We start from the raw sequence: 18,563 nt of genomic DNA on the forward strand, positions 1-18,563 counted from the left end.
CAAGCCTGAAGGAGCACTCCCCATGACCACCCTGGCCATCGCGGCGAACGGGCTGCGCAAGTCCTACGGCGACAAGACCGTCCTCGACGGCGTCGACCTGACCGTCCCGGAAGGAACGATCTTCGCACTGCTCGGCCCGAACGGCGCCGGGAAGACCACCGCCGTAAAGATCCTCTCCACCCTCATCACCGCCGACGCGGGCGACATCCACATCGGCGGCCACGACCTGACCGCCGACCCCCAGGCGGTACGCGCCGGGATCGGCGTCACCGGCCAGTTCTCCGCCGTCGACGGCCTGATCACCGGCGAGGAGAACATGCTCCTCATGGCGGACCTGCACCACCTCTCCAAGGCCGAAGGCCGCCGCAGCGCCGCCGAGTTGCTTGAGCGCTTCGACCTCACCGACGCGGCGAAGAAGCCCGCCTCCACGTACTCCGGCGGCATGAAGCGCCGTCTCGACCTCGCCATGACCCTGGTCGGCAACCCGCGGATCATCTTCCTCGACGAACCCACCACCGGCCTCGACCCGCGCAGCCGCCACAACATGTGGCAGATCATCCGCCAGTTGGTCTCCGACGGAGTGACGGTCTTCCTCACCACCCAGTACCTGGAGGAGGCCGACGAACTAGCCGACCGCATCGCCGTACTCCACGACGGCAGGATCGCCGCCGAAGGCACCGCCGACGAACTCAAGCGCCTGATCCCCGGCGGACACATCCGCCTCCGCTTCACCGACCCCACCGCGTACCAGTCCGCCGCCACCGCGCTGGGCGAAGTGACCCGGCACGACGAGTCGCTGTCCCTCCAGATCCCCAGCGGCGGCAGCCAGCGCGAACTGCGCGCCATCCTCGACTGGCTGGACGCGTCCGGCATCGAGGCCGACGAACTGACCGTCCACACCCCCGACCTGGACGACGTCTTCTTCGCCCTCACCGGCTCAGCCAAGGTCCCCACCCAGCCGAACCAGCCGAACCAGTCCAAGGAGAACGTCCGATGAGCGCCCTCTCCCTCGCCGTACGCGATTCGTCCACGATGCTGCGCCGCAACCTCCTGCACGCCCGGCGCTACCCCTCCCTCACCCTGAACCTGCTGCTCACCCCGATCATGCTGCTGGTGCTCTTCGTCTACCTCTTCGGCGACGTCATGAGCGCGGGCATCGGCAGCGGCGGCGGCGCGGACCGCTCCGCCTACATCGCGTACATCGTCCCGGGCATCCTGCTGATGACCATCGGCGGCACCGTGGTCGGAACGGCCGTGTCCGTCTCCAACGACATGACCGAGGGCATCATCGCCCGCTTCCGCACGATGGCCATCCACCGCGGTGCGGTGCTCGTCGGGCACGTCGTCGGCAGCGTGCTCCAGTGCGTGCTGAGCGTGGTCCTCGTCGGCGCTGTCGCCGTGGCCATCGGCTTCCGTTCCACCGACGCCACCGTCCTGGAGTGGCTCGCGGCATTCACCCTGCTCGTACTCTTCGCCACCGCGCTCACCTGGATCGCGGTCGGCATGGGCCTGATCAGCCCGAACGCCGAGGCCGCCAGCAACAACGCGCTGCCGATGGTCCTCCTGCCGCTCTTCTCCAGCGCCTTCGTCCCGGTCGACACCATGCCCGGCTGGTTCCAGCCGATCGCCGAGTACCAGCCCTTCACGCCCGCCATCGAAACCCTGCGCGGCCTGCTCCTCGGCACCGAGATCGGCTACAACGGCTGGCTCACCATGGCCTGGTGCCTGGCCCTCACCATCCTCGGCTACCTCTGGTCAACCGTGAAGTTCAACCAGGACCCCAAGTAGCCCCGGCGCGGAGACTGAGTATGCGCCTAGACCCGCAGACCCTGGACGGGTTTGTGGGTGTGGGACTCGATCTCGGCCGCGGCGATGTGCACCAGTTGGTGACTGAGGTCAGAGAGCGCACGCGCGCAAGCCAGTTCGTCGCCGATGTCGGGGACGTTCTCGTCGTCGGGGTTGCAGCGGGCCTCGCCGTTGCCGACCAGTTCCTTCTCTCCGTCCAGGAGCCTGGCCTCGGCCTTGGTCAGTGGATCTTCCTCAACGATCGAGACCTGAACGTTCCACATGCGGGCGGGCATGGCAGCCTCCTCGCCGAGCTTGGACCTAAATCTACGGCTTACTACCAGGCTGGCACGCCCCCCGCCCACCCGCACATCGACCACCACCGTGCGTCGGCTACATGTCGTCAGGAAGCAACCGGAACGCCTCGTGCCCGGTCAGCGGCCGGACCATACGGAAGTGCCGGTCCGTGGTGAACATGACGTTCGTGCGGTACGCGGCAGCCAGGGCCACGTTCATGGCGTCTGCCAGTCCGATACCCCTGCCACCATCGGCGCCCCTGTAAGCCTCCAGCACCGTCATCGCCGTGCGCGTGTGTGGAGCGACGTCAGGGATGGAGAACTTCCGCCTCTCCGCTCCCTTGGCAAGGAAGTCGAGCGCGTTGTACGCGGCCCGCGCACCGACCTTCGTGGTCACCAAGTAGTCGAGTTCGGCCATGACCATAGGCGAGATCACCATGTGTCCGACGGCCGAGAAGGCTTTGCGGTGTGCGGCGTTGTCGGTCGCCGAATGGACGAGAAGGCGATAGAGGGCGTTGGTATCGGCGATGGCGATGCTACTCAAGCGCCCATCCCCCTGAGGACGTCGTCGATCTCGTCATTGGTGAGGTCGGGCCCCGGGCCGATGTCGGGGATCTCCATGTCGCCCATGGGCTCGGTCGAGTACGCGGGGACCTCGTCGGCATCTATGGGCACGACGCGGGCGACCGGCCGACCGTTCTTGGTGACGGTGACGGTCTCGCCGCGCTCGGCGGCAGCGAGGATCTGCGAGGACCGCTGGTTGAACTCGCGGGCGGTAGCTTCCATGTAGTACAGGGTACTACATGGAAGCTGAATTGCGAGCACCACGCCCGCTCGGGCCGCGGCAGCCGCCCTCCTGATTGACCTCCCGCACCCGCGCCCGCGCCCGAGCGCAGCGTCTCGCCCGTCGGCACCGGGGTCAGCACGTCCAGCGGACAGTCCCGTCACGGTTATCGCGCGCGTAAGCGCCAGGCTCCGGCACCGGCGACCAGCCGCTCATCGGGCCGCCACCGCCACCCGCCACTGAAGCACCGCCGCCAGCCGCACCGCGTCTCTCGGCGTGCAGCGCCCGAGGTCGAGCTGCGGCGTCGGCACGTCACGCGCGCACGAGGCGAGGTCGATCCGCATCGACGGCAGCGTCACCCCCGCCCCCGCGAGGGCTTCGCGCAGTTCGCGCAGGGCCAGTTCAGCAGTCTCGATCGGATCGGTGTCGTTCATGGCACGTACTTCCTGTCGCCGGATCTCACTGTTCGTACACATAGCGTGACGCTGCGCCGGTACCGTCGGAAGTAGCCCGGCCCCAACAACGTCAGCGGTTGAACGGAACGGAGTCGTCCATGGCCAAACCCAAGCGGCTTGATCCGTCCATGTCCCCACGAGCGATGTACGGTGCGGAGCTGCGCTTCCAGCGCGAGAAGGCTGGCCTGTCCCAGGACGAACTCGGCGCACCTCTCTTCGTCAGCGGTTCGTTCATCGGGCAGTTGGAGACCAGCCAGCGACGCATGCGGCCGGAGTACGCCGTAAAGATCGACGAGATCCTGAAGACCGACGGGTTCTTCATGCGGAACCTGGAGGCGGGCCGGAAGTCCCGGTACCCCGAGCACTACGCGGATGCGGCGGAGTACGAGGCACTTGCACGCGAGATCCGCGAGTTCGCGCCCGTACTGATCCCCGGCCTGCTCCAGACACCGGCGTACGCGGAGGCCATCTTCCGCGCGTACAACCCGGTAGCCCCGCAAGAGGCCATCGACAAACTGCTGTCCGCCCGACTCGACCGGGCCAACCTGCTCGACCACCCAACGCAACCGCTGTTCTGGGCAGTGCTGGACGAGAGCGTGCTGCGCCGCTCCGTAGGCGGTCGGGCTGCCATGGCTGAGCAACTGCGCCACATCGCCGCGCTGATCCGCCGAAACCGCATCATTATCCAGGTACTGCCGTTCAGGGAGGGCGCGCACGCCGCGATGGGCGGGTCCATCAAGTTGATGACCTTCAACGACGCGCCGCCGATGGCATACGTCCAAGCCGCCGAGACCGGGCGCCTGTTGGACGACCCGCCGCTCGTGGCGCGCATGACGCTGACTTACGATCTGCTCGGGGCCGCCGCGTTGTCGCCGGACGCGTCCCTCGCCCTGATCGAGACGGCGGCTGAGGAGTACGAGCATGGGCAGCAAGCACGATCTGACGGCCGCGACCTGGCGTAAGTCGAGCTACAGCGACGGCACTGGCGGCGACTGTGTGGAGATCGGCGGCGACTTCCCCGGCGCCGCCCTCACCTGGCGCAAGTCCTCCTACAGCGGCGGCAGCGGCGACGAATGCCTCGAAGTAGCCGACGGCCTCACCGGCATCATCCCCGTCCGCGACTCCAAGACCCCCCACGCCCCGGCGCTCGTGTTCCGGTCCCCGGCCTGGTCCGCGTTCGTCGCGGACGTCAAGGAGGCCCGCCCGACCAGCGGTTGAGCGGACCACGCGACGGCCCGGAGCTCAAGCTCCGAGCTGCGAGCGCTCTTAACAGGGAACGGGTGGAGGGCCTCAACCCACCCTCCCACCCTGCGGAGTTGACTTTCCGCGTTCGGCTTGCGACGCCGCGTCACATACGTCTAGCGTGCCCGCATAACGAACAGCCCCCGCCAGGCGCTAGCAACACCTGCGGGGGCTTGACCAACAAGATCGAATCGAGCTCGATCCCATGGCTGAGACTCAGCTTAGTAGCGCCCTGCGCCCGACGCACGCAGACTCGCACCCAATGGCCAATCCGGGTTACGGAAAACGCTCCGCACCCGACCAACGCCCCCGCTCCGCACACGACTTCGCGCACCTCCCGCCCCGCGAGGCGGCGATCGCCGCGTACATCGACCGACTCCCAGACGGCGCGGACATCTCCGTAAAGACGCTGGCCAAGGTCCTCCCGTACGGCCAGTGCGCACTCAGCACCGCACTGCGCCGCCTCCGGCAGGCTGGCCATCTTCGCCAGGGCAGCGAACACCACTTCGACGCGAACGGCAGCCCGCGCTGGGTGACCCGAACGTGGTTCTCCCGTACGGCACGGGACGACCCCTGGTGGGCGGCGTTCGCCAAAGGCGACGCACCACCCACCGAGGACCGCCCCCGCCCCACCCGGTCCCGCGCGTACATCCTGCTCGCCGCGCTCGGCCGTACCGACCCGGTGATGTCCCTCTCCGCCGCCGACTGCTCGGCCCTCGCGCCGCTGGTCACGCAGTGGTTCGACCGGGGCGCCAGCGACGGGGAGGTGGTGCGAGCCCTCACCGAGGGCCTCCCCGTACCGGTCCACCACCCAGCCGCCCTCGCCCGAACCCGCCTGACCACCAAGCTCCCACCCGAGCGCCCCCGCCCGGCCCGGGCCCCCGCTCCCCTGCGCATCCTGGAATGCGCCACCTGCCACGCCCCAGGCCGCCCGGAAGCCCTCCCAGGCGGCGAATGCGCCGACTGCCGAGGCGGCCCTCCCCCACCCCACCCCCGGCGGCCCGGCCTACCTCCTGCCCAGGTCCACGCTTACGCGACCCAGGCCCGACAAATGCTGGCCCGGCAAGAGCTGGCCCGCCCCACCAAACGGAGCTACCCGTGACCGTTCCGCTTCCCGCAGAAGAACCTCCCGAGCATGGGCAAGCACTCGAGGGCTCCATGGGGATCGCCCTGGAGCCGCGCCCAGATTACATTTGGAATATGGGCGAGAAGATGAAGTTCAGTGTGAGCCTCGACGCCGACCTGGGCCAGGCTCTGAGAGACGTCGCGGACGAGCAGCAGACACAGATCTCCAGCGTCGTCAGCCACGCCCTGCGGGCCTACCTGGACGACGAGCGGATCATCCGCGATGGCCTGGCAGCCATGGAGCAGTACCAAGAGGAGCACGGCCGGTTCACCACGGATGAGAAGGCGGAGGCCCATGCCTGGGTCCGCGACTTGATGGGCTGGGACGAAGCAGAGAGCAGGCAGACCGCGTGAGGTACACCGTGTACGACAGCGGAGCACTCATCGCCGCTGCCAAGAACGACCAGCGGTTCCTCCGCAAGCACTCCGCGTTTCTCGATCTCGGAGTCGTCCCCCTCGTCCCCGCGGGGGTACTCGCACAAGCCTGGGACCGGCGTCCCAAGGCCGCAATACTGCACCGAGTCCTCCAGGGCTGCCGCGTCCTCCCCCTAACCGAGCGCGTGGCCAAGGCGGCGGCCGACTTGTGCCGCGCCGACGGCAGCTCCGACGTGGTCGACGCCAGTGTCGTACTCGCGTCGATCACCCATGGCGACGCCCCTGTCCTCACCGACGACCTCGGCGACATCCGCTCCCTGGCCGCAGCAGCGGATCGCCCCCACGTGAGGATCACCCTGCCATGACTCCATACCGCGTCACCCTGGTCTACGACGACTTCCCGGCCCTCCCCGAAGGGGAGCTGGACCGGCTCGTCGCCGCGCTAGCCGCCGATCCGCCTGCGGGCTTCTCCTGCAAGCAGCGTTACGGCGCTCCTGTGCTCACTGGTCTGCGAGAAGCGGAATCCCAGTTCGCCGCCATCGCCGAAGTAGCGGCGGAGGTGAAGGAACGCCACGGGCTGGCCTTCAACAGCGCGGGCGTCGAGAAGCCCGATGAGTGGCTGAGTGACGAGTACGACCAGGAGACGGCCGCCCACCTCGTACTCGCCGCCGTCCACCGCGCCAAGCACTGCGGCGTGGACCCTGCCGATCTCACGCGCCTCATCGCGGCTCTGCGGGACTGAGTCCGCTCTTCGGGACTGAGTCCGCTCACCACGCCGAAGGGCGGCACCCCCGACAGGCGGGGTGCCGCCCTTCGGCGATGGGGGTGAGGTGAGGCGAGGCTCAGCGGGCGGTGACGTCCGCCGTCGCCTTCTCCGAGCCGGAGGCGGAAGCAGAAACGGAAGCAGAAGCCGCCGCATCCTCCGGCTCCCAGCACTCCACGCCCTTCAGGCCCGGCACCCGGTCCCGCGTGAACACCGGGTCCAGGCCCGCCCGGCGCTGCGCCATGTAGTCGTCCAACAGCCGGAAGGCGATCACCGAGAGCGGGAGGATCGCGATCAGGTTGACCAGGACCATCGCGCCCATGGTGATGTCCGCGAGGTTCCAGACCACGCTGACCGAGCCCATCGCGCCGAGCACGGCGCAGGCCAGGACGAGACCGCGGTAGCCGGTCATGACCGACTTGCTGCGGGTGATGAACTGGATGTTGGACTCGCCGTAGTAGTAGTTACCGATCATGGAGCTGAAGGCGACCATGAAGACCACGACCGTCAGCAGGTGTCCGGCCCAGCCGCCGAGCGCGGAGTTGAACGCGGACTGCGTGACGTCCGCACCGCCGCGCGTGCCCAGCGTCGGGTTGGCGCTGAGGATGACCAGGGCGGTCATGGTGCAGATGACCAGGGTGTCGAAGTAGACGCCGAGGGTCTGGACGAGGCCCTGCTTGACGGGGTGGCTGGTCTCGGCGGCGGCCGAGGCGTTCGGGGCGGAGCCCATGCCCGCCTCGTTGGAGAACATGCCGCGTCGTACGCCCTGAAGGATCGCCGTACCGACCGCGCCGCCCGCGACCTCGCGGAAGCCGAAGGCGCCGCCGACGATGTCGGCGAGCATGCCGGGCACGGAGGTGATGTTGAGCAGGACGACGACCAGGCCGAGGAGCAGGTAGACCGTTGCCATCACCGGGATCAGGACCTGGGTGACCGAGGCGATGCGCTTCACGCCGAAGAACACCGCGAGGCCGAGCAGGACCGCCAGGATGATGCCGAGGACCGGGGTGAACCACGCCGCGTCGACGCCGCCGAAGGAACCGTCAGCGGCAACCGTGATCGTGTTGGACTGCACGGCGGTCAGCACGAAGCCGAAGGTCAGGGTGATCAGGACGGCGAAGAGGACGCCGAGCCAGCGCTTACCGAGCGCGCGCTCCATGTAGTACGCGGGGCCGCCTCGGTACGTACCGGGCTCCTTGCCGCGTGACTTGTAGAGCTGCGCGAGGCAGGACTCGACGAACGCCGAGGCGCCGCCGACGAGCGCCATCATCCACATCCAGAAGACCGCGCCGGGGCCGCCCATGGTGATGGCGGTGGCCACACCGGCGATGTTGCCGGTGCCGATACGGGCGGCGGCCGAGATCGTGAAGGCGCCGAAGGGGCTGACGCCGCCGCTGTTCGGCTTCTCCTTGACGACGCGGAACATCTCCGGGATCAGCCGCAGCTGTACGGCCTTGGAGCGGAGGGTGAACCAGAGGCCTGCCACGGCCACCAGGGGGATCAGCAGGTAGGTCCAGAAGACATCGTTGATGTCAACGATCCAGGTGTTCAACGTGCTCATGCGAGGTGCGTCCCGGTCCTGTGGGTGGGGGATCGGTTCGGACGGCACGGTACGGATCGCGTACGCAGGTGGCCGCCGACCATGGAAGACGCGCTTCCACTTCTAACGAGTGACAGGACTCTAGGCAGGGACCTTCGTCCCTGCCCAGACCTCACAGCGGTGCGCTATCTCACACGTTGAGACACCCCAGGTCAGACGGACTGCTTGGCGGGTTCGCCATCGGCCGCCAGCGGCTCCCAGCACCGTACGTCCGTCAGGCCGGGGAGACGGTCCCGCGTGAAGACCGGGTCCAGGCCCGCCCGGCGCTGCGCCTGGTAGTCGTCGAGCAGCCGGAAGGCGATGAGCGACAGGGGCACGATCGCGGCCAGGTTGACCAGCGCCATGAAGCCCATGAAGACGTCGGCCAGGTTCCACACCACGCTGACCGAGCCCAGCGCGCCGAGGAAGACGACGACCAGGACCAGCCCGCGGTACCCGGTCAGCACGCCCGTGCCGCCGTTCATGAAGCGGATGTTGGACTCGCCGTAGTAGTAGTTCCCGATCAGCGTGCTGAAGCAGAGCAGGAAGACCACCAGGGTCAGCACATGCCCGGCCCAGCCGCCCAGGGTGTCGGCGAAGGCGTTCTGGGTGAGGTCGGCGCCCTGCCGCGCGCCGGACAGCTCCGGGTTGCTGGTCAGGATGATGAAGGCGGTCATCGTGCAGACCAGCATGGTGTCGAAGAAGACGCCCAGCGACTGGACCAGGCCCTGCTTGACCGGGTGCGAGACATCGGCGGTCGCGCCCGCGTTGGGCGCGGAGCCAAGACCCGCCTCGTTGGAGAACATGCCGCGGCGGATGCCCTGCTGGATCGCCGCGCCCACGGCACCACCCGCGACCTCCCGCACTCCGAAGGCCCCGCCCACGATGTCGGCGAGCACGCGCGGCAGGTCACCCACGTTGAGCAGCACTACGACCGCGCCGAGGACCAGGTAGAGCACGGCCATGCCCGGCACCAGCCAGCTGGTGACGGTGGCGATACGCCGTACGCCGCCGAAGATCACCGCGCCGAGCAGCAGCACCAGCGCCAGCCCCACGGCCGCCGGGAACCAGTCCGCGCCACCGCCCGACACCGACCCGGACGCCACCGCGACGATGGTGTTGGACTGCACGGCGTTGAAGACGAAGCCGAAGGTCACCGTGATGGTGATCGCGAACAGCACGCCCAGCCAGGGCTTCCTCAGCGCGTACCGCATGTAGTACGCGGGTCCGCCCCGGAACGACCCGTCCTTGTCCCGCACCTTGTAGAGCTGGGCGAGAGTCGACTCGACGAACGCCGACGCGGCGCCGATCAGCGCCATCACCCACATCCAGAAGACGGCCCCGGCCCCGCCCATGGTGATGGCGGTGGCCACACCGGCGATGTTGCCGGTGCCGACGCGCGCGGCGGCGGAGATGGTGAAGGCGCCGAAGGACGAGACCGGCTTGCGCCCGTCGGCGCCGGGGCTCGGCTTGTCCCGCATCACCCGCAGCATCTCGGGGAAGAGCCGGAACTGCGCACCCCTGGAGCGGAGGGTGAAGTACAGCCCCGCGCCGACCACGAGGGGGATAAGCAGATACGTCCAGAAGTAATCGTTGATGTTCACGATCACGGAGTCGAGCGTGTTCACGTACGTCCTCGAAGTGCTGGTCAGTGCGGAGGGCGGAGATCGAGTGGGGTAAAGACCCCGTATGGGGACCTTAGCCCGGTACGCCCTACCCCAACTGCCACAGACTCATCTCTGACCGCATCCGAGAGAAACGCCACAGAACGCCCACCGAACGCCCACACAACGCCCGAGGGCGGCACCCCCTGAACAGGGAGTGCCGCCCTCGGCGTTGAGCTGCGGACAGCTCGGAACTACCGATCCACGAAGGGATCAGAAGTCCATGTCACCGCCCGGCATGCCGCCCGGAGCGCCGCCAGCGGCGGCCTTCTCCGGCTTGTCGGCGATGACGGCCTCGGTGGTGAGGAAGAGCGCGGCGATGGAGGCGGCGTTCTGCAGGGCAGAGCGGGTCACCTTCGCCGGGTCGATGATGCCTTCGGCGATCATGTCGACGTAGTCGCCGGTGGCGGCGTTCAGACCGTGGCCGACGGCCAGGTTGCGCACCTTCTCCACGACGACGCCGCCCTCAAGGCCGCCGTTGACGGCGATCTGCTTGAGCGGGGCCTCCAGGGCGAGCTTCACGGCGTTGGCGCCGGTCGCCTCGTCACCCTCGAGCTCCAGCTTCTCGAAGACCGAGGAGGCCTGCAGCAGGGCCACGCCACCGCCGGCGACGATGCCCTCCTCGACGGCCGCCTTCGCGTTGCGAACGGCGTCCTCGATGCGGTGCTTGCGCTCCTTGAGCTCGACCTCGGTGGCCGCGCCCGCCTTGATGACGGCGACGCCACCGGCGAGCTTGGCCAGGCGCTCCTGGAGCTTCTCGCGGTCGTAGTCCGAGTCGCTGTTCTCGATCTCGGCGCGGATCTGGTTGACCCGGCCGTTGACCTGCTCGCTGTCACCGGCACCGTCGACGATGGTGGTCTCGTCCTTGGTGATGACGACCTTGCGGGCACGGCCCAGCAGGTCGATGGTGGCGTTCTCCAGCTTGAGGCCGACCTCTTCGGAGATGACCTCGCCACCGGTGAGGATGGCGATGTCGTTCAGCATCGCCTTGCGGCGGTCGCCGAAGCCCGGGGCCTTGACGGCGACGGACTTGAAGGTGCCACGGATCTTGTTGACGACCAGGGTCGACAGGGCCTCGCCCTCAAGGTCCTCGGCGATGATCAGCAGCGCCTTGCCGGACTGCATGACCTTCTCGAGCAGCGGAAGGAGGTCCTTCACGTTGCCGATCTTGGAGTTGGCGATCAGGATGTACGGGTCGTCGAGGACGGCCTCCATACGCTCCATGTCGGTGGCGAAGTACGCCGAGATGTAGCCCTTGTCGAAGCGCATACCCTCGGTGAGCTCAAGCTCCAGACCGAAGGTCTGGGACTCCTCGACGGTGATGACGCCTTCCTTGCCGACCTTGTCCATGGCCTCGGCGATGAGCTCGCCGATCTGGGTGTCAGCGGCGGAGATGGAGGCGGTCGAAGCGATCTGCTCCTTGGTCTCCACGTCCTTGGCCTGCTCGAGCAGGGCGCCCGAGACAGCCTCGACGGCCTTCTCGATGCCACGCTTGAGGGCCATCGGGTTGGCGCCCGCGGCGACGTTGCGCAGGCCTTCCTTGACGAGGGCCTGGGCCAGGACGGTCGCGGTCGTCGTGCCGTCACCGGCGACGTCGTCCGTCTTCTTCGCGACCTCCTTGACCAGCTCGGCGCCGATCTTCTCGTACGGGTCCTCGAGCTCGATCTCCTTGGCGATGGAAACACCATCGTTGGTGATCGTGGGGGCGCCCCACTTCTTCTCGAGGACGACGTTACGGCCCTTGGGGCCGAGGGTGACCTTGACGGCGTCGGCGAGCTGGTTCATCCCGCGCTCGAGACCGCGCCGTGCCTCCTCGTCGAACGCGATGATCTTGGCCATGTGAAGTGGTCCTCCCGGACTGGGGTGGATAGCGACGGACTGTGTGGCGCCCGCGACGGACGGCCTGCCTGCCTGTGTGGTTCCTTGCCCCACCTGGCCTGCGGGCCTCGCCGACCCAGTCCTTCTGTCACTCTCACTGGGAGAGTGCTAACGCCAATCATTAGCACTCGCCCCCTGCGAGTGCAAGCGGCTACGGCAGATCCCGGGCCCACGCGCCCCCACGACCCTGCCCCCACGCGCGCGAGAGGTCCGCACCCCTGTACGGGGTGCGGACCTCTCCTATGTGCGTGCGTCGGTGGTCGATCGCGCCGAGATCAGACGGCGAGCTTGACCATGTCCGCCTGCGGACCCTTCTGGCCCTGCGAGATCTCGAATTCGACTCGCTGACCCTCTTCCAGGGTGCGGTAACCGTCCATCTGGATCGCGCTGTAGTGGACGAAAACATCCGCACCACCGTCGACCGCGATGAAGCCGTACCCCTTCTCCGCGTTGAACCACTTGACGGTGCCCTGAGCCATGCCTAACTCCCCTATTACTGGCCCTTGCGCGGATCCGCACTTCGCGAATCCGGGTCAGACCTCACTCCCCAAACAGGTGGGGGTGTGCGCCGGAACGCGTCGACCGCGGCTGAATGTATCTGCCCAACTGCCCTCTGCAACAGGTCAATCAGACGAGAAATCTGGGCACGCCTGATCGGAAATATCTGGAGGATTCGAAAAAGTCAGGGCAAGTCGGGCCCGGCAAAAGGAACGCAAGGTGCAAATGGCTACGTCACATTGGCTACTTCTTGTGGGAGGTGCGGGCACTTCTCATATGCTCTCGGCACACTCCTCGCGCAAAGCGGAGCAGTATTCCCAACTCTATCGCGCTCAACCATCCAGAATCACCCCCTCCGCTTTTCACTCACAGCGGAGGGGGTGATGAAGGAGTGAGGGGCGCTCTGGGCGGCCGTCAGCCGCCCGCGACGGCCGGAATGATCGAGACGCCCGCGCCGTCCGGCGTCGCCGTCTCCAGGCCCTGCTCAAAGCGCACGTCGTCGTCGTTCACGTAGACGTTCACGAAGCGGCGCAGCTTGCCCGTGTCGTCCAGGACGCGGGCGCTGATGCCGGCGTGGTTCTTCTCCAGGTCGGCGATGACCTCGGAGAGGGTCGCGCCCTCGGCCGAGACCTCGGACTCGCCGCCCGTGTACGTACGGAGAATGGTGGGGATGCGGACCTTGACGCTCATGGGGTGTTCAGCCTTTCAGAATTCGAAGCGGAGGCGGGGGCGGCAGGCCGCCCGCTCAGCGGGCCAGACCAGCGTCCCGGAACGCGTCCAGGCTCGGGCGGATCGTCGCGGTCGGGCCCGTCGTCGGGGCCACCGCGTCCAGGGTCTTGAGGCCGTCTCCCGTGTTCAGGACGACCGTGCTGAGCGACGGGTCGAGCGCCCCGGACTCGATCAGCTTCTTCGTCACGCCGACGGTCACCCCGCCCGCGGTCTCCGCGAAGATGCCCTCGGTCTGCGCGAGCAGCTTGATCGCGTCCACGACCTGCTCGTCGTTGACGTCCTCGACCGCGCCACCGGTGCGCCGGGCGATGTCCAGGACGTACGGTCCGTCGGCCGGGTTGCCGATCGCCAGGGACTTGGCGATGGTGTTCGGCTTCTGCGGCCGTACGACGTCGTGCCCGGCCTTGAAGGCCGTGGAGACCGGCGAGCAGCCCTCCGCCTGAGCGCCGAAGATCTTGTACGGCTTGTCCTCTACCAGGCCCAGCTTGATGAGCTCCTGAAGCCCCTTGTCGATCTTTGTGAGCTGGGAGCCGGAGGCGATCGGGATGACGATCTGGTCGGGCAGCCGCCACCCGAGCTGCTCGCAGATCTCGTACGCCAGGGTCTTGGAGCCCTCGCCGTAGTACGGGCGCAGGTTCACGTTGACGAAGCCCCAGCCCTCGCCCAGCGGGTCGCCGATGAGCTCGGAGCAGAAGCGGTTGACGTCGTCGTAGTTGCCCTCGATGCCGACCAGCTCACCGCCGTATACCGCGGCCATGACGACCTTGCCCTGCTCCAGGTCATGCGGGATGAACACGCAGGAGCGGAAGCCGGAGCGGGCGGCGGCGGCGCCGACGGCGCCCGCGAGGTTGCCGGTGGACGAGCAGGACAGCGTGGTGAAGCCGAAGGCGCGGGCGGCCTCGACGGCGATCGCGACGACCCGGTCCTTGAAGGAGTGGGTCGGGTTGCCGGAGTCGTCCTTGATGAACAGGCCGCCGGTGACGCCCAGCTCACGGGCGAGGTTGTCGGCCTTGACCAGCTTGGTGAAGCCGGGGTTCAGGTTCGGCTGGTCGGCGACGTCGGCCGGGACGGGCAGCAGCGGGGCGTACCGCCAGATGTTGTTCGGCCCCGCCTCGATCTGCTGGCGCAGGGCTTCCGGGTCACCGGTGGGGAGCTCGTACGCGACTTCGAGCGGGCCGAAACAGAGCTCGCAGGCGAAGATCGGGCCGAGCGCGAAACGCTCGCCGCACTCGCGGCAGGAGAGGGCCACAGCGGGACCGAGTGAGACCGGCGCGGCGGACGCGGCGGGGTGGGTGGTCTCAGCGGGGGATGCTTCGACGGATTGCACAGCCATGGAGGCGAGGCCCTTTCTCCTCATCTTCCTTACGACGCACTTCGCCGTAAGACGGACTTGGCACCTTCCCGAGTCAGGAGCCTCGCTTCAGGCGCGCGAGAACTGACTGGAGGGTTGCCGGGGCTTCAACGGGCCGTATCCCTCTGCCCCTCTGGATGAGCGGTATGAAGTTGTGCGCTGGACGACCCCCGACATGCGACGGTCATCCGCGTTGTTCAAGACTGTAACCGAAGGCCCAGACAGTTGAGATTGTCGTCCGAACCGCGAGATGGAGCGAACGTGCTCGATGAGGTGGAGCGCTGGCTGACCCGGCGTTCCTGGTCCGTGTCCGATCGCACGCTGGACGAGCTGCTGGCGGCCAAGGTACGGCACGGCAGCCGGGTGAGTGTCGTACTGCCCGCGCTGGACGAACAGGAGACGGTCGGCGAGATCGTCGCCACGATCCGGCGCGAGCTGATGACGCGGGCCGTCCCGCTCGTCGACGAACTCGTCGTGATCGACTCCGGGTCGCGTGACCGTACGGCCGCCGTGGCCGCCGCGGCGGGCGCCCGCGTGGTGCACCGGGACACGATTCTGCCCCGGATACCCGCGCTGCCGGGCAAGGGCGAGGTGCTGTGGCGCTCGCTCCTGGTGACCAGCGGCGACATCGTCTGCTTTGTCGACGCTGACCTGCGGGAGTTCTCCGCTGACTTCGTCAGCGGGATCGTCGGCCCGCTGCTCACCGAGCCCGGTGTGCAGTTCGTGAAGGGGATGTACGACCGTCCGCTGGGCGAGGAGACCGGGGAGGGCGGGCGGGTGACGGAGCTGGTGGCGCGGCCCCTGCTCAACCTCCACTGGCCGCTGCTCGCGGGTTTCGTCCAGCCGCTGGGCGGCGAGTACGCGGCCCGCCGCTCCCTCCTGGAGCGGCTGCCGTTCCCGGTCGGGTACGGGGTCGAGCTCGGCCTGCTGGTGGACGCGCTGCACACGGTGGGCCTGGACGCGCTGGCGCAGGTGGACGTCGGGGTGCGTAAGCATCGGCACCAGGACGGGCGGGCGCTGGGCCGGATGGCGGCGGCGATCTACCGGACGGCGCAGCTACGGCTGGCGCGCGGGCATCTCGTACGGCCCCGGCTGACGCAGTTCGAGCGGGGCGCCGACGGGTTCGAGCCGCTGACCCATGCGGTGGACACCGAGGAGCGCCCGCCGATGGAGAGCGTGGTCGAGTACAGGTCCCGGCGCGTGGCTTGAGTGTCACGGTGTCACTGTCACGGAGGCCGTCCGTACGTTTGAACCATTACGGAACGGGCTAGATTCGGCGCATGTGTTCCGAGCACCATGCCCAGGTCCTCGTCGCGTCCAACCGCGGTCCGCTCTCGTACGCCCTGCGCGAGGACGGCACGCTCGACGCCAGGCGCGGCGGTGGCGGGCTGGTCTCCGGGCTCTCCGCGATCGGGCCCGACGTGAACGCGCTGTGGGTGTGCTCGGCGCTGGGCGACGGGGACCGGGAGGCGGTGCGGCGCGGGGTCGGGGAGCGCGGGGTGCGGATGCTCGCGATCGACGCCGAGACGCACGCCGACGCGTACAACGGCGTCGCCAACTCGGTGCTGTGGTTCGTCCACCACCTGCTGTACCAGACGCCGCTGGAGCCCTCCTTCGGTACGGAGTTCCGGCGGCAGTGGGCCGCGTACGAGGCGTACAACGAGGCCTTCGCCGAGGCGCTGGCCGCGGAGGCGGCGCCGGGCGCGGCGGTGCTCGTCCAGGACTACCACCTGGCCCTGGTGCCGGGGATGCTCCGCTCGCTGCGCGCGGATCTGCGGATCGGGCACTTCTCGCACACGCCGTGGGCGCCGCTCGACTACTTCCGGATGCTGCCCGACGACATCGCCGAGCGGCTGCTGCGCGGGATGCTCGGGGCGGACCGGCTGGGCTTTCTGACCCGGCGCTGGGCGGACGCGTTCGTGGGGTGCGCGGAGGGGGTGCTCGGGGCGGGCGCGCTGGGCGGTACGCGGATCGGGGTGCACGGCCTGGGCGCGGACGCGGACTTTCTGCGGGAGCGGGCGCGGCGGGGCGATGTCGAGGAGCGGCTGGCTGACCTGCGGGAGCAGATCGGCGGAGCGGGCGGCGCGGGGGGCTCCGCGGGCCGCAAGGCGATCGTCCGGGTGGACCGTACGGAGCTGTCCAAGAACATCGTGCGCGGGCTGCATGCCTACCGGCTGCTGCTCGACGAGCATCCCGAGTGGCGCGAGCGGGTGACGCATGTCGCCTTCGCCTATCCGTCCCGCCAGGACCTGGCGGTGTACCGCTCGTACACGGCGGAGGTGTCCCGGGTCGCCGCGGAGATCAACGCCGCGTACGGCACGGCGGATTGGACTCCGGTGATCCTCCATGTGAAGGACGACTTCGCGCGGTCACTGGCCGCGTACCGGCTGGCCGACGTGGCGCTGGTCAACCCGATCCGGGACGGGATGAACCTGGTCGCCAAGGAGGTGCCGGTGGTCTCGGACGAGGGCTGCGCGCTGGTGCTGTCCCGCGAGGCGGGCGCGTACGAGGAACTCGGCGATGACGCGCTGGTGGTGAACCCGTACGACGTGACGGCCACGGCCGCCGCGCTGCACACGGCGCTGACGATGCCGGTCGACGAGCGCGCGGAGCGCACGAAGCGGCTTGCGGTGGCGGCGACTTCGCTGCCGCCGGGGCGGTGGTTCCTGGAGCAGCTTGAGGCGCTGCGGCGGTGAGGGGGCTGGGGTGAGGGGGCTGGGGTGAGATGTCCTCAAGCGCCGGACGGGCTGGAATTGACCCGAGCCGCCAGCGCCGCCAGCAGCGCCACCACCCCCGACGGGCCGTTGACCACCAGGTCGGCCCGGTCGGCCAGCTCCGGGACCTCCTGGCTGCCGCTGCACACGAGCAGCCCCGCCACCCCCTCCCGCCGCAGCTTCTCGACCGCCGCGAACGCGGGCAGATCGCCGAGGTCGTCCCCGGCGTACAGGACTGCCTCCGCGGACACCTCGCGGAGGTACTCGGTGAGCGCGGCGCCCTTGTCGACGCCGGGCGGCCGGAGCTCCAGGACCATACGCCCTGGTTCGACGATCAGCCCGTGCCGGGCGGCCAGTTCGCCGAGTGGTTCACGCAGGGCCTCGAAAGCCGCGGTCGGGTCCTCCGCGCGCCGGGTGTGTACGGCGACCGCTCGCCCCTTCTCCTCGATCCAGGTGCCGCGCCAGGCTCCCAACCCGTCCAGGACGCCGGGCAGTTCGGCGCGGGCCGCGGCGACTCCGGGGTGCGGCTCGGGTGCCTGTACCCGGCCCGACACCGGGTCCCAGCGCTCGGCGCCGTAGTGTCCGAGCACCACCAGGTGCTCAAGCCCCGGCACCCCGGCGAAGCCGCCGTACCGTACGGCGACCCCGGCCGGACGCCCGGTCACCACCGCGACCGAGCCGACCTTCGGCGCCAGCGCGGCCAGGGCCGGGACGGCGTCCGGGTGGGCCCGCGCCTGCTCCGGGTCGGGCACGATCTCGGCGAGGGTGCCGTCGAAGTCCAGGGCCACGACCGCACGCCGGGGCCGGTCGAGGAGTGCGGCGAGCCCCTCGGAGCCAGCAGCGGTCGTGGGCGTCGGCAGGTCGGGCTCGCGGTCGGACGTACGGGCCGTATCGGCTGAAGAGGACGGAGAAGAGGATGAAGGGGAGTGCGGTTGGCTGCCCATCCCCCGACCCTATCCAGCGATGGCGGGCGCGCGCCCGGCGTACGGACGCATCGCGAAGCCAGCTCCCACCCCAGGTCCACCCCAGGCTGTCAGCGCCGGGCCCGGCGCGCGTCGCGGAGGCGGCGGAGCCGGTTGACCGTCACCGCGTCGTGGGCCTGGGCGCGCGGGTCATCTATGAGGGCGCCGAGCAGCTGGTAGTAGCGGGTCGGCGAGATGCCGAGCCGCTCCCTGATGGCGCGCTCCTTGGCCCCGGCCCCCGGCCAGCTCTGCCGCTCCACCGCGAGCACGGCCAGGTCACGCTCGGAGAGGCCCGGGGGTCCGGAGAATCCGGAGTCGGTCTGCCCAGTCATGTTTCCACCGTAGCCGCGCCCACTGACAGTG

22 protein-coding genes and 1 riboswitch are annotated in these 18,563 nt (G+C 68.9%); of the genes, 10 read left to right on the forward strand and 12 right to left on the reverse strand.

Features of this window, described 5'->3' with window-relative positions:
• The first annotated feature begins 22 nt into the window (after window positions 1–22).
• Entirely contained in the window at window positions 23–997 is a 975-nt protein-coding gene (locus GCN81_RS16235) for an ATP-binding cassette domain-containing protein (RefSeq protein ID WP_156725341.1), read from the forward strand.
• Window positions 994–1,788 (forward strand): ABC transporter permease, encoded by a 795-nt coding sequence (locus GCN81_RS16240; RefSeq protein ID WP_156725342.1) that lies wholly within the window; start codon window positions 994–996, stop codon window positions 1,786–1,788. The genes GCN81_RS16235 and GCN81_RS16240 overlap by 4 nt, the downstream gene beginning before the upstream one ends.
• 26 nt (window positions 1,789–1,814) lie before the next feature.
• Here GCN81_RS16240 and GCN81_RS16245 read toward each other — a convergent pair whose 3' ends face one another.
• From GCN81_RS16245 to GCN81_RS16260, 4 genes are all read right to left on the reverse strand, one after another.
• Window positions 1,815–2,081, reverse strand: coding sequence for a DUF1876 domain-containing protein (locus GCN81_RS16245; RefSeq protein ID WP_156725343.1), 267 nt, complete (start codon window positions 2,079–2,081; stop codon window positions 1,815–1,817).
• A 97-nt stretch (window positions 2,082–2,178) separates the two neighbouring features.
• A complete protein-coding gene (locus GCN81_RS16250) occupies window positions 2,179–2,625 on the reverse strand; it encodes a PIN domain-containing protein (RefSeq protein WP_156725344.1) in 447 nt (148 codons plus the stop codon).
• Window positions 2,622–2,867, reverse strand: a complete 246-nt coding sequence (locus GCN81_RS16255) for a type II toxin-antitoxin system Phd/YefM family antitoxin (protein ID WP_156725345.1) — start codon at window positions 2,865–2,867, stop codon at window positions 2,622–2,624. The genes GCN81_RS16250 and GCN81_RS16255 overlap by 4 nt, the downstream gene beginning before the upstream one ends.
• Window positions 2,868–3,077: 210 nt before the next feature.
• Entirely contained in the window at window positions 3,078–3,299 is a 222-nt protein-coding gene (locus tag GCN81_RS16260) for a hypothetical protein (RefSeq protein ID WP_156725346.1), read from the reverse strand.
• A 119-nt stretch (window positions 3,300–3,418) separates the two neighbouring features.
• On the opposite strand from GCN81_RS16260, the gene GCN81_RS16265 reads away from it, so the two are divergent.
• From GCN81_RS16265 to GCN81_RS16290, 6 genes are all read left to right on the forward strand, one after another.
• The gene (locus GCN81_RS16265; RefSeq protein WP_197287669.1) at window positions 3,419–4,282 is read left to right on the forward strand and encodes a helix-turn-helix domain-containing protein; all 864 of its coding nucleotides are present in this window, start codon (window positions 3,419–3,421) and stop codon (window positions 4,280–4,282) included.
• A complete protein-coding gene (locus GCN81_RS16270) occupies window positions 4,242–4,538 on the forward strand; it encodes a DUF397 domain-containing protein (protein ID WP_156725347.1) in 297 nt (98 codons plus the stop codon). Before GCN81_RS16265 ends, GCN81_RS16270 begins: the two co-directional genes overlap by 41 nt.
• Before the next feature lie 286 nt (window positions 4,539–4,824).
• A complete protein-coding gene (locus GCN81_RS16275) occupies window positions 4,825–5,664 on the forward strand; it encodes a hypothetical protein (RefSeq protein ID WP_156725348.1) in 840 nt (279 codons plus the stop codon).
• A 98-nt stretch (window positions 5,665–5,762) separates the two neighbouring features.
• A complete protein-coding gene (locus tag GCN81_RS16280; protein WP_156725349.1) occupies window positions 5,763–6,041 on the forward strand; it encodes a hypothetical protein in 279 nt (92 codons plus the stop codon).
• Entirely contained in the window at window positions 6,038–6,427 is a 390-nt protein-coding gene (locus GCN81_RS16285) for a twitching motility protein PilT (RefSeq protein ID WP_156725350.1), read from the forward strand. The genes GCN81_RS16280 and GCN81_RS16285 overlap by 4 nt, the downstream gene beginning before the upstream one ends.
• Window positions 6,424–6,804: a hypothetical protein gene (locus GCN81_RS16290; protein WP_156725351.1), complete on the forward strand. Its 381-nt coding sequence runs from the start codon at window positions 6,424–6,426 to the stop codon at window positions 6,802–6,804. Before GCN81_RS16285 ends, GCN81_RS16290 begins: the two co-directional genes overlap by 4 nt.
• A gap of 100 nt (window positions 6,805–6,904) precedes the next feature.
• Here the strand turns inward: GCN81_RS16290 and GCN81_RS16295 are convergent, their stop codons facing one another.
• The 6 genes from GCN81_RS16295 to thrC form a co-directional block, all read right to left on the reverse strand.
• Window positions 6,905–8,386: an alanine/glycine:cation symporter family protein gene (locus tag GCN81_RS16295; protein ID WP_156725352.1), complete on the reverse strand. Its 1,482-nt coding sequence runs from the start codon at window positions 8,384–8,386 to the stop codon at window positions 6,905–6,907.
• 191 nt (window positions 8,387–8,577) lie between these two features.
• Window positions 8,578–10,032 carry an alanine/glycine:cation symporter family protein gene (locus GCN81_RS16300; protein ID WP_156725353.1) on the reverse strand — a complete coding sequence of 485 codons (1,455 nt, stop codon included), beginning with the start codon at window positions 10,030–10,032 and terminating at the stop codon, window positions 8,578–8,580.
• A gap of 249 nt (window positions 10,033–10,281) precedes the next feature.
• Entirely contained in the window at window positions 10,282–11,907 is a 1,626-nt protein-coding gene (gene groL / locus GCN81_RS16305) for a chaperonin GroEL (RefSeq protein ID WP_156725354.1), read from the reverse strand.
• Window positions 11,908–12,221: 314 nt separating this feature from the next.
• Window positions 12,222–12,425, reverse strand: coding sequence for a cold-shock protein (locus tag GCN81_RS16310; protein WP_005315736.1), 204 nt, complete (start codon window positions 12,423–12,425; stop codon window positions 12,222–12,224).
• A 433-nt stretch (window positions 12,426–12,858) separates the two neighbouring features.
• Window positions 12,859–13,134 carry a MoaD/ThiS family protein gene (locus tag GCN81_RS16315; protein WP_156725355.1) on the reverse strand — a complete coding sequence of 92 codons (276 nt, stop codon included), beginning with the start codon at window positions 13,132–13,134 and terminating at the stop codon, window positions 12,859–12,861.
• Between the two features lie 55 nt (window positions 13,135–13,189).
• Window positions 13,190–14,506, reverse strand: coding sequence for a threonine synthase (thrC, locus tag GCN81_RS16320; protein ID WP_156725356.1), 1,317 nt, complete (start codon window positions 14,504–14,506; stop codon window positions 13,190–13,192).
• 17 nt (window positions 14,507–14,523) lie between these two features.
• Window positions 14,524–14,668: riboswitch (SAM riboswitch) on the reverse strand.
• Window positions 14,669–14,785: 117 nt separating this feature from the next.
• On the opposite strand from thrC, the gene GCN81_RS16325 reads away from it, so the two are divergent.
• Complete coding sequence (locus tag GCN81_RS16325) at window positions 14,786–15,733, forward strand: glucosyl-3-phosphoglycerate synthase (protein ID WP_156725357.1); 948 nt, start codon at window positions 14,786–14,788, stop codon at window positions 15,731–15,733.
• Window positions 15,734–15,804: 71 nt separating this feature from the next.
• Window positions 15,805–17,220 (forward strand): alpha,alpha-trehalose-phosphate synthase (UDP-forming), encoded by a 1,416-nt coding sequence (locus tag GCN81_RS16330; protein ID WP_156725358.1) that lies wholly within the window; start codon window positions 15,805–15,807, stop codon window positions 17,218–17,220.
• Window positions 17,221–17,255: 35 nt separating this feature from the next.
• Here the strand turns inward: GCN81_RS16330 and otsB are convergent, their stop codons facing one another.
• Together otsB and GCN81_RS16340 are read right to left on the reverse strand one after the other, a co-directional pair.
• The gene (gene otsB, locus GCN81_RS16335; protein ID WP_156725359.1) at window positions 17,256–18,182 is read right to left on the reverse strand and encodes a trehalose-phosphatase; all 927 of its coding nucleotides are present in this window, start codon (window positions 18,180–18,182) and stop codon (window positions 17,256–17,258) included.
• An 89-nt stretch (window positions 18,183–18,271) separates the two neighbouring features.
• Window positions 18,272–18,532: a DUF3263 domain-containing protein gene (locus GCN81_RS16340; RefSeq protein ID WP_156725360.1), complete on the reverse strand. Its 261-nt coding sequence runs from the start codon at window positions 18,530–18,532 to the stop codon at window positions 18,272–18,274.
• Window positions 18,533–18,563 lie beyond the last annotated feature (31 nt).

The sequence above is a fragment of the Streptomyces apocyni genome (assembly GCF_009739465.1).
GTDB classification, from domain to species: Bacteria; Actinomycetota; Actinomycetes; order Streptomycetales; family Streptomycetaceae; genus Streptomyces; species Streptomyces apocyni.

Excerpts from the sequence above, each read along its gene's own strand:
- GCN81_RS16235 (WP_156725341.1), top strand. The coding sequence starts at position 23 with ATGACCACCCTGGCCATCGCGGCGAACGGGCTGCGCAAGTCCTACGGC.
- GCN81_RS16240 (WP_156725342.1), top strand. The coding sequence starts at position 994 with ATGAGCGCCCTCTCCCTCGCCGTACGCGATTCGTCCACGATGCTGCGC.
- GCN81_RS16245 (WP_156725343.1), bottom strand. The coding sequence starts at position 2,081 with ATGCCCGCCCGCATGTGGAACGTTCAGGTCTCGATCGTTGAGGAAGAT.
- GCN81_RS16255 (WP_156725345.1), bottom strand. The coding sequence starts at position 2,867 with ATGGAAGCTACCGCCCGCGAGTTCAACCAGCGGTCCTCGCAGATCCTC.
- GCN81_RS16260 (WP_156725346.1), bottom strand. The coding sequence starts at position 3,299 with ATGAACGACACCGATCCGATCGAGACTGCTGAACTGGCCCTGCGCGAA.
- GCN81_RS16265 (WP_197287669.1), top strand. The coding sequence starts at position 3,419 with ATGGCCAAACCCAAGCGGCTTGATCCGTCCATGTCCCCACGAGCGATG.
- GCN81_RS16270 (WP_156725347.1), top strand. The coding sequence starts at position 4,242 with ATGGGCAGCAAGCACGATCTGACGGCCGCGACCTGGCGTAAGTCGAGC.
- GCN81_RS16275 (WP_156725348.1), top strand. The coding sequence starts at position 4,825 with ATGGCCAATCCGGGTTACGGAAAACGCTCCGCACCCGACCAACGCCCC.
- GCN81_RS16280 (WP_156725349.1), top strand. The coding sequence starts at position 5,763 with ATGGGCGAGAAGATGAAGTTCAGTGTGAGCCTCGACGCCGACCTGGGC.
- GCN81_RS16290 (WP_156725351.1), top strand. The coding sequence starts at position 6,424 with ATGACTCCATACCGCGTCACCCTGGTCTACGACGACTTCCCGGCCCTC.
- GCN81_RS16295 (WP_156725352.1), bottom strand. The coding sequence starts at position 8,386 with ATGAGCACGTTGAACACCTGGATCGTTGACATCAACGATGTCTTCTGG.
- groL (WP_156725354.1), bottom strand. The coding sequence starts at position 11,907 with ATGGCCAAGATCATCGCGTTCGACGAGGAGGCACGGCGCGGTCTCGAG.
- GCN81_RS16310 (WP_005315736.1), bottom strand. The coding sequence starts at position 12,425 with ATGGCTCAGGGCACCGTCAAGTGGTTCAACGCGGAGAAGGGGTACGGC.
- GCN81_RS16315 (WP_156725355.1), bottom strand. The coding sequence starts at position 13,134 with ATGAGCGTCAAGGTCCGCATCCCCACCATTCTCCGTACGTACACGGGC.
- thrC (WP_156725356.1), bottom strand. The coding sequence starts at position 14,506 with ATGGCTGTGCAATCCGTCGAAGCATCCCCCGCTGAGACCACCCACCCC.
- GCN81_RS16330 (WP_156725358.1), top strand. The coding sequence starts at position 15,805 with ATGTGTTCCGAGCACCATGCCCAGGTCCTCGTCGCGTCCAACCGCGGT.
- otsB (WP_156725359.1), bottom strand. The coding sequence starts at position 18,182 with ATGGGCAGCCAACCGCACTCCCCTTCATCCTCTTCTCCGTCCTCTTCA.
- GCN81_RS16340 (WP_156725360.1), bottom strand. The coding sequence starts at position 18,532 with ATGACTGGGCAGACCGACTCCGGATTCTCCGGACCCCCGGGCCTCTCC.